This window comes from Pontibacter arcticus, assembly GCF_003284895.1.
GTDB lineage: Bacteria > Bacteroidota > Bacteroidia > Cytophagales > Hymenobacteraceae > Pontibacter > Pontibacter arcticus.
The window spans coordinates 1,127,486-1,141,588 of sequence record NZ_QMDV01000001.1; the positions used below are offsets into that span (position 1 = coordinate 1,127,486).

General features: G+C 44.3%; 9 protein-coding genes. 6 read left to right on the forward strand and 3 right to left on the reverse strand.

The genetic code is table 11. The features are described 5' to 3' along the window. Positions 1–9 precede the first annotated feature (9 nt). The 6 genes from DP923_RS05015 (at position 10) to porN (ending at position 6,605) form a co-directional block, all read left to right on the forward strand. Positions 10–813: a uroporphyrinogen-III synthase gene (locus DP923_RS05015; RefSeq protein WP_112304679.1), complete on the forward strand. Its 804-nt coding sequence runs from the start codon at positions 10–12 to the stop codon at positions 811–813. Between the two features lie 197 nt (positions 814–1,010). Beyond that, complete coding sequence (locus tag DP923_RS05020; protein ID WP_239020940.1) at positions 1,011–1,940, forward strand: PorP/SprF family type IX secretion system membrane protein; 930 nt, start codon at positions 1,011–1,013, stop codon at positions 1,938–1,940. Positions 1,941–2,172: 232 nt separating this feature from the next. Then, positions 2,173–3,192: a T9SS ring complex lipoprotein PorK/GldK gene (gene porK / locus DP923_RS05025; RefSeq protein WP_112304681.1), complete on the forward strand. Its 1,020-nt coding sequence runs from the start codon at positions 2,173–2,175 to the stop codon at positions 3,190–3,192. Between the two features lie 84 nt (positions 3,193–3,276). After that, positions 3,277–4,080: a type IX secretion system motor protein PorL/GldL gene (porL, locus tag DP923_RS05030; RefSeq protein WP_112304682.1), complete on the forward strand. Its 804-nt coding sequence runs from the start codon at positions 3,277–3,279 to the stop codon at positions 4,078–4,080. A gap of 51 nt (positions 4,081–4,131) precedes the next feature. Then, positions 4,132–5,721, forward strand: a complete 1,590-nt coding sequence (gene porM / locus DP923_RS05035; RefSeq protein WP_112304683.1) for a type IX secretion system motor protein PorM/GldM — start codon at positions 4,132–4,134, stop codon at positions 5,719–5,721. A 23-nt stretch (positions 5,722–5,744) separates the two neighbouring features. Beyond that, on the forward strand, positions 5,745–6,605 hold the full coding sequence (gene porN / locus DP923_RS05040; protein WP_112304684.1) for a type IX secretion system ring subunit PorN/GldN: 861 nt from the start codon (positions 5,745–5,747) through the stop codon (positions 6,603–6,605). Between the two features lie 271 nt (positions 6,606–6,876). On the opposite strand, the gene uvrC is transcribed toward porN, so the two are convergent. From uvrC to porW, 3 genes are read right to left on the reverse strand one after another with little or no spacing between them, the layout of a single operon-like run. Beyond that, positions 6,877–8,685, reverse strand: coding sequence for an excinuclease ABC subunit UvrC (uvrC, locus tag DP923_RS05050; RefSeq protein ID WP_112304686.1), 1,809 nt, complete (start codon positions 8,683–8,685; stop codon positions 6,877–6,879). Between the two features lie 12 nt (positions 8,686–8,697). Next, positions 8,698–10,998: a penicillin-binding protein 1A gene (locus DP923_RS05055; protein WP_207801934.1), complete on the reverse strand. Its 2,301-nt coding sequence runs from the start codon at positions 10,996–10,998 to the stop codon at positions 8,698–8,700. A 4-nt stretch (positions 10,999–11,002) separates the two neighbouring features. Next, on the reverse strand, positions 11,003–13,930 hold the full coding sequence (gene porW / locus DP923_RS05060; protein WP_239020941.1) for a type IX secretion system periplasmic lipoprotein PorW/SprE: 2,928 nt from the start codon (positions 13,928–13,930) through the stop codon (positions 11,003–11,005). Positions 13,931–14,103: the final 173 nt, after the last annotated feature.

Below are 14,103 nucleotides of genomic sequence, written 5' to 3' on the forward strand. Positions count from 1 at the left end.
TATTATTATATGGCTGAGAGCAAAGCGACCGGGACGGCAAACCCAGACAGACACAATATTCCGATTAAAAGTATTCTGGTAACACAACCACAGCCTACTACCGATAACTCACCTTACATGGCCCTTGCTGAGAAGTATGGCGTTGAGGTGGATTTCAGGGCATTTATTGAAGTTGCGCCTGTCTCTTTTAAGGAGTTCCGGAAAGATAAAGTGGATATTCTGGCTCATACTGCCGTAATTTTTACAAGCCGTAACGCCGTTGATCACTTTTTCAGGATCTGCCAGGAAAGCAAAATTGAGATGCCTGCAGATATGAAGTACTTCTGTATCTCTGATCAAACGTCTTATTACCTTCAAAAGTATATCACGCTTCGTAAACGTAAACTTTTTGTAGGCGAGAAAACGGCGAAAGATCTGTTTGAAGTAATCAAAAAGCATAAAAACGAGACGTTCCTGTATCCTTGCTCTAATATCCGCAAAGATGATATTCCGGCTTTTATGGCTGCAAATAAGATCAAGCATACTGAAGCGATTATTTATAATACAGTAGCAGCCGATCTTTCGGATCTGGATGATGTAACCTATGATTGCCTGGCTTTCTTTAGCCCGTCCGGAATTACATCGCTTTTTGCCAACTTCCCGGATTTCAAACAAAATAATACCCGGATAGCTGCTTTTGGGCCAACAACAGCAAAAGCCGTACGCGATGCAGGCCTGGAACTGGACATTGAAGCACCTATGCCAAACGCCCCATCCATGACCGGAGCTATCGAAGTATACATTCAGACGCAAAAGCAGGCAGCAAAAAAATAAGGAGCCTATGTAACTTTTGTTTCGATATTTACATAGTAATTAAAACGCAAACGCAGGGGCTACTCCGGTATACCAGCATTTGCGTTTTAGCGTTTAATACCTATATTTAAACATTAGCCACTAGTTGCTCCGTTATACTTTACTGTTCCTCCTTGCAAGCGCTTATGAGAAAGTTACTACCGATAGTAATACTGCTAATGTTTATCCAGCTAGGTGTTAAAGCACAGCAGCAGCCTCAGTTTACTCATTATGGGTTTACCGGTCTGCAACTTAGCCCGGCATACGCTGGTATTACAAACAGGCCCGAAGTACTTTCAGTATACAGATACCAATGGTTAGGTTATGATGCATCTTTTGATGGAGGCGGGGCACCGCAAACGCTTTTAATTTCTGCCCACACCCCCGTTCGGTTATTACACGGTGGTGTAGGAATTAACTTACTTCGTGATAAAATTGCAAACACTACCTTAACATCTGCAGCTTTGTCTTACTCTTATCATATAAATATAGGTGAAACAGGTAAGCTCGGATTAGGTGTGCAGGGAACCGTTAATAATATCAAAAAAGGAAGATACCGTGCCAATGATGAAGGCGATCCAAGTGTACCATTTAACAGTTCCGACACTAAGTATGACCTGGGCGCTGGCGTTTGGTATGAATCTGAGATGTGGTACGCAGGCGCAGGTATGATTAATTTGCGAAAGGCAGAGTACGAGTTTGCTAATGAAGTAACGAGTGGTGCCAGCCAGTTTTTAAGTGAGCGCCACCTGTATGTTACAGCAGGTTATCATTTCCCGGTTTCTAACGAGTTAATTGTTACGCCCTTAGCGCTTATGAAGCATGATTCTGAAACCTTTTCTTTTGAAACAGGTGCAAGAGCAACTTATAGTGAAAAATATTGGGCCGGATTGAATTATCGACATAAAGAAGCTGTTAGTGCGCTTGTAGGAATGGCTATGTTTCAGGACAATGCGCTGCGGGTAGGTTATGCATTTGATTTTACAGTATTTGACAGAGCTGCAAAGGCACCAACCTCCCACGAGGTAATGTTAAGTTACCGATTGCCAGAGCCAGTTGTCCGGTTTCGCCCGGCTATTAGAACTCCTCGTTATTTTTTCTCTAAGTAACCTTTACTTCAAAATTGGATTAATTGAATTGAAGTCATTTGGTTTCTAAAAAAAATGCAGATAAAAATATGATATACACCTATAATATTGGAGGTGATCTATCGTTAAAAAATAATAAATAGGAGTTGTACTGAATTGTTTTTTATTTATTTCTATTTCTCATATATTTGTTACACCCATAAAAGTGTACTAAAATAACATTACAGGAAATTTACCTTTTTTAAGAGTCATCATGAACAAACTATTTAAGCTGTCTTCTTTCGCCATGGCGGTGGTTCTGCTTGCAAGCTGTGGATTGAGAAGAGGCCCGCAGGGAGACCTTGTCGGAGCAGAAGATCGTCCGGAGTACAATGCGCAGGAAGTTCCTTACGGAATGGTAGCGTGCCCTGGCGGTACATTTCATATGGGTCAGGCTGATCAGGACATAGCAGCAACGATGGCTAACCTGAATAAGCAGATTACGATCGGTGGCTTCTATATGGACGAAACCGAGATTACCAATAATGAATACCGCCAGTTTATGGATGTTATGATGACGGATTCATTGGACGTATTGGGTGAAGAAGTTGTGATGACGCAGTTATATCCTGACACGACTGTATGGGTAAAAGACTTCACATACCACATGGGTGATCCCTTAATGGAGTACTATTTCTCGCATCCTGCTTTTGATGATTATCCTGTAGTGGGTGTGGATTGGTTTGCTGCCAAAACATTTAGCGAGTGGAGAACAAAACTGAAAAACCAGGCAAACGAAGAAGATGGCCGTGCACCAATGCCACAGTTCAGATTACCTTCGGAGGCTGAGTGGGAATATGCTGCAAGAGGTGGCCGCGATATGGCTGTTTACCCTTGGGGTGGCCCATACTTACGTAATGGCAAAGGATGTTTGCTAGCTAACTTTAAACCAGGCCGTGGTGATTATTACAGCGATGGTTTTACTTACACAGCGCCGGTTGCACAATTCTTCCCGAACGACTTTGGTTTATATGACATGTCAGGTAACGTAGCGGAATGGTGCGAGGATGCCTACTCAGATGCAACAGTGCCGGTAACCTGGGATTTGAACCCTGTATACTATGATGATGCGGAACCACGCAAAATCGTAAGAGGCGGCTCGTGGAAAGACATTGCATATTTCCTTGAAACAGGTACACGTAACTTCGAATACCAGGACTCGGCAAGATCTTATATAGGCTTCCGTAACGCCATGATATACTTAGGAAGATCTTCCGGAAGAGAATTCAGATAAATTGAACTTTTCCTGAAAAATAAGCTTTATCACCGAAAACAAATCTTATACATTCTATCGTTCACAAATTAATTAAAAACAAAAATGAGCAAAGCTAAAGGTCGCAGTCTAATGAACGACGTCATCATGCCAAAGGTCTATGGTATTGGTGCTGCTGTCGTAATTGTAGGTGCACTATTTAAAATCATGCACTGGCCATTTGCAGACGTAATGCTAATAATAGGTCTTGGTACTGAGGCTATTATCTTCCTTATGAGTGCATTCCAGCCAGTACCACACGATCCGGATTGGGCACGGGTTTATCCTCAGTTAGCGGATGATTATCATGGTGAGGCTTTAATGCCGGCTACAGCAGTAGCAAACAATGGCCCTTCACTTACTGGTAAACTGGATGATATGATGAAAGGCGCCAACATCACGCCGGAAACGATCAACTCTCTTGGTTTAGGATTAAACAGATTAAGCGAAACAACTGCACAGATGGCCGATATGAGCCAGGCAACTATTGCTACGCAGGATTACAGTGTAAAAGTAAGAGCAGCTGCAGATCAGTTAGATAGTATGAACAAAGCCTATGCTACAACTGCTGAGTCTCTTTCTAAAATGGCGATATCAACTACCGATGCGCAGGCTTACCACAGCCAGGTGCAGGACATGACCCGCAATTTAGGTGCTTTGAATGCTGTTTACGAAATGGAATTACAGGATGCAAACAGCCACCTGAAAGCGATGAACAAATTCTACGGTAACTTAAGTATCGCAATGGAAAATCTGACTGATGCCAGCAAAGATACAGATCAGTTCAAGCAGGAGGTTTCTCGCTTAACACAAAACCTGCACTCTTTAAATACAGTGTACGGTAACATGTTAACTGCAATGAAAGGTTAATTCTTTCAGTAATATTTAATTTCAAGAAACAACCTTATAAGATAGTATAAAATGGCTGGAGGAAAAGAGACACCCAGGCAGAAGATGATCGGTATGATGTACCTGGTACTTACCGCACTTCTCGCCCTTAACGTGAGCTCGGCTATCCTGTTGAAGTTCCAATTCCTGGATGATAGTTTGCAAACAGTCAATCAAAAGACGAAAGGCGACAATCAAGGTGTTGTAACCAATATTCAGGCTGCCGTAGCCAAAAACAAGACCCAATCTGCTAATGACAAACGTGTACTGAAGAATGCGCAGGAAATCCGTCAGCAAACTTCAGATATGGTAGGCTATATTCAGAGCCTTCGTGCAATGCTGATAGAAAAGACTGGTGGTATGACGCCGGAGAAAACCTACAAGCAGCCGGAAGGAAATGATATAATCGCTATCAACATGCTTGGAGGTTCCAAGAATGGAAAAGGATATGAGTTAGAGCAAAAGCTTAATGCATATGCTAAATACCTGAAGCAGTACAACCCGGCAATGCCAGATAAACTGGCCATGTCAGGAAGAGAAAACCCGGTTGCTGCAAATGACCCGAACCAGAAACGTAAAGACTTTGCCCAGTTAAACTTTCAGGATACACCATTGGTAGCCGCACTGGCGGTACTTTCTCAGCAGGAAAATGAAGTTTTAAAGTATGAAGCAGATGCACTTCAGAGATTGGCAGCACAGGTTGGTGCCGACGTACTGAAGTTTGAGAAGATCTTTGCCATGGCGCGTGCTGAATCTAAAACAGTAGCTGCGGGTACAAAGTATAAAGCAGATATGTTTATCGCTGCTTCTTCTGATAACATCACGCCAACCATGACTTACCAGGGCAGACCTGTAAAAGTTGTAAATGGTATGGGTACAGTTGAGTTCGTAGCTGCTGCAAGCAACTATGATGCTGAAGGTAACTCGAAGCAACAGTGGAAAGGTAACATTACCATCAACCAGAACGGAAACGATACAACTTTCTCTGTAACCGAGGAATATATCGTAGCTAAGCCGGTTATCCAGGTACAGTCTGCTTCGGTACAGGCACTTTATTTCCAGTGTGCCAACGAACTGAACATTCAGGTGCCAGCTTTAGGTGCAATTTATGATCCTAGCTTCAGCGCTTCTGGTGGTTCAGCTATCAAAGGAGCCAAAAAAGGCCAGGTAACAGTAATCCCAAGTTCTACTGAAGTTAAGATCAATGTAAGCAGTGGCGGTAACGCGATCGGTTCAGAAACTTTCAAAGTTCGTCCGATTCCTAAGCCTTCTATTGTTGCCATGGTTAACGGACGTGAAGTAGATGTGAAACGTGGTGTGCCAGCCCAATCTTTCAGAGCAGTTGAAATTCAGGCTGTTGCAGAAGAAGGCTTCAAACAATTTTTACCACAGGAAGCACGTTATAGAGTAACACGTTGGAAAGCATACCTGGTAAGAGGTAGCAACCCGATTGATCAGGCAGAGTTTAGCTCTCCATCTGCAAACCTGACTCAATTTGCTGCTAAAGCAAGCAAAGGCGACCGCGTGGTATTAGAAATACTGGATGTGAAGCGACTGAACTATAAAGGTCAGGCAGTAGACGTAAATGTTGGGCAGCCAAATTTCAACATCCCTCTAAATTAACAAACCGAATCATTACAAGGAGTATGAAATTAGTTAAAGTAATAGGTATAGCTGCTGGTGTAATGTTCTCGATGGGAGCAGTAGCACAGCAAGTTTCTACAACCCAAACAAGCAATCCATCGGCAAGACCTATTCCTGAGTCTGATGTTCTTTTCAAGAAAACAGTATGGCGTAAAATTGACCTGCGTGAAAAGCAGAACAAGCCTATGTTTTCTGAAAACAGAGAAATCACGAAAGTAATTATTAATGCTGTGAAAAGCGGCGAACTTACTGCTTTCAAAAATGACTCTGTAAGCACACCAATTACCCGCGAAGAATTTATCACGAACATGACACCGAAAGAATCCGGTGGAGGATTAAGTGATGAAGAAGTAGCAGCTGGTTTTGGCAAGCAGGAAACACAGGACGATGGTTGGGGTGCTGCTTTAGGCACAAAAGATACCAAAACTAACGATGCTCCTATTAGTAACGAATACTTTCCTAAGCAACTTTATTTATTAGAGCTTAAGGAGAATGTTGTATTTGATAAGAAGCGTTCAAGAATGTACCATGACATTCAGACGATCAGTATTAAAGTACCTGCCACGCTTAACCCGCTGGGGTTTGAGCAGAACATTGGTACCTTTAAAATGAGCGATCTGGTACGCATTTTCAAGGCAAACCCTGAAATGGCGATCTGGTATAACGCACAGAACGATGCACAACATAAGAACCTTGCAGATGCATTCGACTTATGGTTGTTCAGCTCTTACATTACAAAAATATCTAACCCAGGCGACAGAGGCTTAGCTGACATCTATGGTGGTGGCAAAAAAGGCCTGTTAGCTGCTCAGGATGCTGCTGAAGCATTAATCGAGTACGAATACAGCTTGTGGAGCTACTAGTAAGTATAACTGCTTAAAAACAAAAAAGGAGATTCATTTGAATCTCCTTTTTTGTTTTTATACTTCCTGAAGAAGAAGCCGTTTAGCGTTTTTAAACAAATAAATTTCTGTGGCCCTTGCAGTGTATTTCACCAGCAAGTTCCTGTTGGTGAAAGTATAGTTGTCGGTGAAAACACCAACAACGGCGGGTTGAGGCCTGTAATTGAAAACTCTAAACAGCTTCAAAGTATAAAAACGATAGGCAAAGTATAACTTGTCTTAATTTTTATACTTACGCAGTTTCGTGGAAGTGCTTGTAAAGTATAGCTGCTTTTGCTTTTCCAACTTCTGATGTTAGCTCCTGTAAACTGAGCTCTTTTAGTTTTTTAACGGACTTATACTTGGCAAGCAAGGCATTTGCGATAGTTGGTCCGATTCCTTTCACTTCCGTCAGCTCCGTTTTAAGTGTGCCGGCATCTCGCTTGCTCCTATGGAACGTAATGGCAAATCGGTGTGCTTCGTTTCTAAGCCGTTGAATCAACAGTAACGATTCAGACTTTTTATCGATGTACAACGGAAAGCTATCACCGGGGTAAAAGATTTCTTCCAGACGTTTGGCTATCCCTACTACTGCAATTTTGCCATAAATATCGAGGTCTTTTAAAGCTTTTACAGCCATACTTAGCTGGCCTTTGCCACCGTCAATCACAATAAGCTGGGGTAATGGCTGGTTCTCGTTTAACAGGCGCTTATACCGGCGCGTAACGATCTCGTACATCGACGCAAAGTCGTCGGGGCCAACAACTGTTTTAATATTAAAATGGCGGTAGTCTTTCTTGCTGGGTTTGCCATTTTTAAAGCAGACCATCGACGCAACCGGGTTATCTCCCTGAAAGTTGGAATTATCAAAGCATTCAATTTGGCGTGGCAGTTCTGTTAAACGTAAATCTTTTTTTAACGTCTCCAGCACACGAATTTCGCGTTGCTCACTCAGGTCTTTGTTTTTTTCCTGGCGCCCCTCCCGCTCTTTGCGCAAGTATAAAGCGTTCTTTAAAGATAAATTCAGCAGCTTGCGTTTATCACCAATCTGAGGATAAGATACGGTTACGTTATCCAGCGGAAGGCTAAGCTCAATGTTGGTAATAATCTCCCGGGATGTGCTGTCGAACTCCATGCGGAGCTGCACAATTATACTTGCCAGGATATCAGCATCCTCCTCATCCAGTTTCTTTTCCAGCTCCACAGACTGCGTCATGATAATGGAGCCGTTCATAACTTTTAAGTAGTTAATGAAAGCACATTTTTCATTCGACGTAATGGAGAAAACATCGATATTAGTAAGCGTATTACTCACAACTGTGGACTTGGTCTGGAAATCTTCCAGCATATCCAGTTTACGCTTAAATTCATGCGCCTGCTCAAATTGGAAGTCAGCTGCAGCTGCAGACATCTGGTCTTTAAAGTAATTTTTAGCAACAGAAAGGTTGCCCGAAAGTATGTTTCTGATTTGGGAGATGTAGTAATTATACTGCGTTTCGTCTTCTAAGGCTTCGCAGGGGCCTTTACAATTACCGATGTGATACTCTAAACAAACTTTAAACTTACCGGCAGCAATATTTTCGGGTGATAAGTTATAGGTACAGGTACGTATGGGGTAAAGCGTCCGGATAAGATCCAGGATAATGTTCATGGTAGTCACGCTGGGGTAAGGCCCAAAGTAACGCGAACCATCGTTTATCTTATTGCGGGTACTGATTACGCGTGGAAAGCGCTCGTTTACAATGCAAATGTAAGGATACGTTTTCCCGTCTTTCAGGAGGATGTTATACTTTGGCTGATATTGCTTGATGAGGTTATTTTCCAGCAGAAAGGCATCTGCCTCGGTATCAACAATAGTAAACTCAATGTGCTGGATCTGCGAAATAAGCTTCAGCGTTTTTTTATTATGTTGGGCAGAGCGATTGAAATAGGAGCTGACACGCTTCCGGATATCAATCGCTTTGCCCACATAGATAATGCCTTTATCATCAAAAAACTTATACACACCGGGTTTATGCGGCAGGTGCGATATGGCATCTTTCAGTTTTTCGTTGGCAGGCATAGGTAAGCTTACTTATATATCGGCATCAAGATCAATTTCGGTTGGCAGGTTTAAGAACTCATCCTGCTGCGCAGAATCTACAGGCATACTTCCCCCGTTAAATTTAGCACAATCTAGTTCTACCGATAACGGCGCAGAAGGTTTAGGGAAAGGCTCTTTCGAGCGGTCCAATGTTCTGTCGGCGTATACTTTTTGCATGAAAGCGCCGTAAACCGGCATGGCAAGTTTGTTGCCCTGGCCCAGTGCTATACTTCTGAAGTGGATCGCACGATCTTCGCCGCCCACCCAGGTGCCAGCTACCAAGTCGGGAGTTATACCCATAAACCAAGCATCCGAATAGTTTTGTGTTGTACCGGTTTTGCCGCCAATCTCATTTTTAAGCCCATTGCGGTGGCGCAGACCATAGTAGGCAGTTCCGCCGGGTTCGGCGGCTGCTTTCAGCATATGCACCATCATATAAGCGGTTTCTTCGCTTAGTGCTTCTACTTTTTTAGGTGTGAACTCAGCAATTACATTTCCGTGCTTGTCTTCGATGCGGGTGATATAGTTTGGCTCAACCCAGGTACCTCCGTTTACGAACGTACCGTAAGCGCCTACCATATCAAACAACGTTACATCGCTGGTACCAAGTGCAAGGGCTGGTGTAGGGTCAAGTGGGGTGGTTATACCCATACGCTTGGCGGTTTTTACCAACGTTTCGGCTCCAAGTTTATTTACCAGGAACGCAGAAATAGAGTTAACAGACTCGGCTAAGGCTTTACGCAATGTAAATTTCTGGCCAGAGTACTTGTTATCTGCGTTGTTCGGGCACCACATGGTACCATCCGGGAGTGGCACACAGTTACGCGTATCAATGGCTTCGTAGCATGGGTAGTAGCCGTTTTCGATGGCGGCAGTATAAAGGAACGGCTTAAACGTAGAACCAGGCTGGCGCGCACCCTGTTTTACGTGGTCATACTTAAAGTGCTTGTAATTAATACCACCTACCCAGGCTTTAATATGGCCTGTCTGAGGTTCCATTGCCATAAAGCCGAGCTGCAGGAAGTGTTTGTAATACTTAAGTGAATCCATCGGGCTCATGAGGCGTTCCTCTTCTCCGTTCCAGGTAAACACTTTCATTTTTATTTTCTTGTTGAGGTAGAAATTGATAGAGTCTGTATTTCCATCAAAACGCTCGTTTAGCTTGCGGTAGCGGTCGGTACGTTTGATCGCTAAATCTGCGAAGTTTTTAATTTCCTGGTTGTTACGATCTACCCACGGGTTGCGGCCTTTCCAGTGCTCAAAGAAGGCTTGCTGGCGATCCTTCATGTGCGTTGCCATGGCTTCTTCGGCGTAGCGTTGCATCCGTGAGTCAATTGTTGTGTAGATTTTCAGGCCATCGGCATATAAGTCGTAGCCATGTTCGCGTGCCCATTTTAAAATGGACTTTGCAGCCTCGGTACGGAAGTATGGAGCCATACCAATGTTCTGGTTTTCGACGCTATACTTTAGTTTGATGTCTTTTTCTTTTAGAGCAGTATACTCAGCTTCTGGCAGCAGATCATACTTTACCATCTGCGACAGCACCACATTTCGGCGGCGTTTTGAGTTTTCTGGGTTCTGAATCGGACTATAATAAGTAGGAGCTTTCAGCAGGCCAACTAAAACGGCCGATTCTTCTACCTTCAGGTCCTGGGGCTTTTTGTTGAAGAATGTTTTAGCAGCCACTTTTACACCAAACGCGTTGCTTCCGAAATCTACTGTGTTCAGGTACATCAGCATGATTTCTTTTTTGGTGTAGTTGCGCTCCAGTTTGATGGCCATGATCCATTCTTTGGTTTTCAGAATGAGCATCCGCAGGCCGGGTACATCGTTTAGCAAGCCGCCATTTAATTCTTCGGAACGGGTACTGAACAGGTTTTTGGCAACCTGCTGCGTAAGCGTACTGCCCCCGCCTTTCGACTGGCCAGTAAGCACAGAGGTAACAACGCGCGCGGTTGCTTCAGCATCAATGCCGGAGTGTTCCTCAAAGCGGATATCTTCTATAGCAACCAAAGCGTTCACCAGGTTCTCCGGCAACTCATCATACTCTACAGGCGAGCGGTTTTCGCGGAAGTATTTACCGAGCAGTTCGTTATCGGCAGAGTATAACTCCGAAGCCAATTCGCTTTTCGGGTTTTCGAGGGTACGCAGGTTAGGCAACTCTCCAAACAGGTTCAGGAAGTTGGCACTCACAGCAAATACATAGAGCACAAATGCAACAAAGCCGCACACAAACAGCAGCCATAAAGTTGAAACAACTTTAGGATAAATTTTCTCTTGACGAGTAGTCATGTAATTAGTAATTGTTTTTGAAGAAAGCCAGGTACGTTTCTACATCCTTCTTCTGCATAAATTTTTGATAGTTAGCAGAAGAGATAACAAAGGTAGTAAATTCTACGCCTCTGATTCTACCTACCGGTGCCTGGGCTGTCATTTGTTTTATCCGGAAAGATTGAGCCACTTTCAGATCGGTAAAAGCGCGCATTACCAACATGGTTTTTCCTTCGGCAAAGGCGACAGATTCTACCTGCAAATTCTGGGCCCGGAAATAGGTGTTGTTATACTTGGTATACTTTGGCTGCACCTCTTTAAATGCAGGCGCATCTGTCGGGTAGATCATTACAAAATAGTAGGCCGAATCTGGCGTTGCTTGATAAGCCAGTTCATCTTCTATAGTAGCAGGCTCCTCAGCAGCAACAGTTTCCGATGATGGTGCTTCAGGCAATTCTTCTGAAATTGTTTCTGCTGGTTGCTGCGCTGGTGTTACCTCGGCTGTTGCTGGCAATGGCTGGTTCGGAGTGGTTTTCTCTGCTGCAGGCTGGGGCTTGGGGGTCGACGTAGCAGAAGCGGCCAGTTGTTGATTTACCTTTTCTTCGGGCGTTAAAGCTGCAGTTGGCTGTTGCATCGGCGCTGGCTTTGGTGGTGCCTGGTCGCGGAGTTGGTTACGCTCTTCCAGGGAAGTATAACTAGCCAGCAAGGTATTTACTTTCGGCAACAGTGTGCTGTTGGGATACTGATTCTGGAAACGCAGCAATTGCTGGCGCAGCATCTCAGGCTTTTGGGTACGGGCAACCAGCATCGCCTCTAAGTATGCTATCTTATCCGGAATATCGTTTAACGGATACAGGCTGGCAACTTTGTTCAAGAGTGCAGTTGCTTTCTGATAGTCCTGTGCCTCATAATATGTATAAGCTGAATCGTAAAGAATATGTGCGTCTAAGTTCTCCAGTGCGTTTTTCGACATATAAGCCGGATCATCAACCAAACGCGCATAAATAGAGCTTGGGTATTGCTGCTTTATCTTCGTATAGTAAGCCTGTTTCTGAGCCTCGTCATTTCTGGCGTACAGCAAGTATAAACTGTAGCTGGTTTCGGCTGCGTGCTCGGTGTTTGGGAATCTTCTGAGTAATTCCTCGAAGGTTTTGGTTGCCTTTGCCGGGTCTTTTAGTTTTTGGCTGTAAATATTACCCAGGTTAAATAACGCTTCTTCCACTTGCTTTTCGGAGCGTTGCAGATCAGCAGTAGACAGCGGAATGTTCTGTAGGTAAGCTTGCACTTGCGCCTGCATACGTGCTTCCGGGCTAACCTGTACTGTATCGGTTGGTTCAGTTTGTTCGGCTTGGGCTATAGGAGTCTGTTGTGTTGCTTCGCCCCTGATTCTTGTTCGCCAGAAATCCTGTGAAGGCCTGTTGCCCCAGCGCCGCTGAAACTCAGAACGTGCCGATGCCATAGCGGTTGGGTTATCAAAATAGAAAACACCTGTACTGTTAGCTGCTGTTGCAAAAGCATCGCCGTTGCGGTTTGCCAGGGTGCTGCTTCGGCGTTGTGGGGTATTTTGCTGCTGCAGTTGTTGGGCTGTAAACGCTTGCTGTACAGAATCCTCCCGCTGTACCAATTGCTGTACCAGCGCCATGCGTTCAGCTTCGCTTAGTTTTGCCAACCGTTGCAGGCTGTCCTGAGTTTGGATGGTAGTATAGTTCTGCACAAATTCACCAAGTATGGTGCGGCGTTCCTGTACAACTTCAAAGTCCTGGGCTTGTTGCGGGTATACTTGTACGGCACTGTCGTAATAAGCTTCGGCCAGGTCATACTTGTTCAGGTTCTCAAAGTATACTTCACCGGCCAAACAGTAACTATAAGCCCGTTGGTTTGGTAAAGCGCCGGGCGTTTTCAGGGATTGTTTGAGATAAGCAAGGCCCTGATCATATTGTTTCTGCCTGAACTCGAATTGCGCCATTTCATAATAGATCTTGTCGCGGTATTCCTTGTTCTTTTCATCTTTCAGGAGCCTTTGGTAATAGCCCGCAATGCGCTCCATGTCCTGGTTATTGGTCAGTTCAGTTACCTGCCCTAAGTTCAGCCTGCTGAAAAAGCCGAGATCGTAAGGTGGGTTGCGTTTCAGGATGGCGCTGTAATGTTGGTAGGCTTCTTTGTCTTGTTTAGTAGCTTCGTAAAGTTGGGCCAGCGTGAAACGTGCCCTCGATTCAGCATCTTTTTCTTCGAAGTTCGGAATAGAAAGTGCCAGGTTTTGAATGACAGCAGTTGTATCGCCTAAGATGCGGTGGTATTGCGCACGCGCCAGGTAAAGTTCGCGGGCGTTAGCCTTGTTGAGTCTCTCCTTGCGAAGGTATTCGGATACCGACTGCGCGTTATCCATCTCCTCTAACTTCAGGAAGGTGCGCATTAGCCAGACCAGCGCTTCGTGCTGGGTATCTTTATCCGGGCTGGATGTATTTACGAATTTAAACGTCTTGGCTGCATCGTTAAAATCAAGCTGGTAAAAACGGGCTTTGCCGATGAGCAGGTAACATTCATCGATCCACTTGCTGTTTTTGTGCCACTGTATTGGAAACGACGCTTTTTTAACGACATCTTCTAAGTCGGCAGCAGCGGCTTTAGCTGTAACCGAGTCCAGCACGGGGTAAAGTGGCAACACCTGGCTGTAATCATACACCATCTTATCCTGCACGGCCTTTTCCACGGCATTCATCTTTTCGCGGCCCAGAAAGTAGCCATTATAGTGCGCAGTAGTATTATGGTAGGCTTTGCTAAGCGGGTTCTTGCGCTCTACAGAACACGAAGAAAACAGCAGTATAAGCGCTGTAAATACAAGGAGGGCGTATTTGTTCAAGGTAGTTATAGGTGCAGGAAGTATAAATATAAAGTATAAACGTGATTGCCTGCCGGAAAAGTATGAGCCCGGAACCGTTATAAGGCGCTGCAATCGTACAATTTAACGGGTTTTCTCCTACAAAAATACAATATTCTGGAAATACTTGTATGCATGGCAGGCTGGCTTATACTTAGAACTATACTAACGGGAGTTTGGTTTCAGGATAGCATTACAGTTAAGATAACGTGAAAGTGCCGGAAATACTGAAAGTATATTGGCGCTTT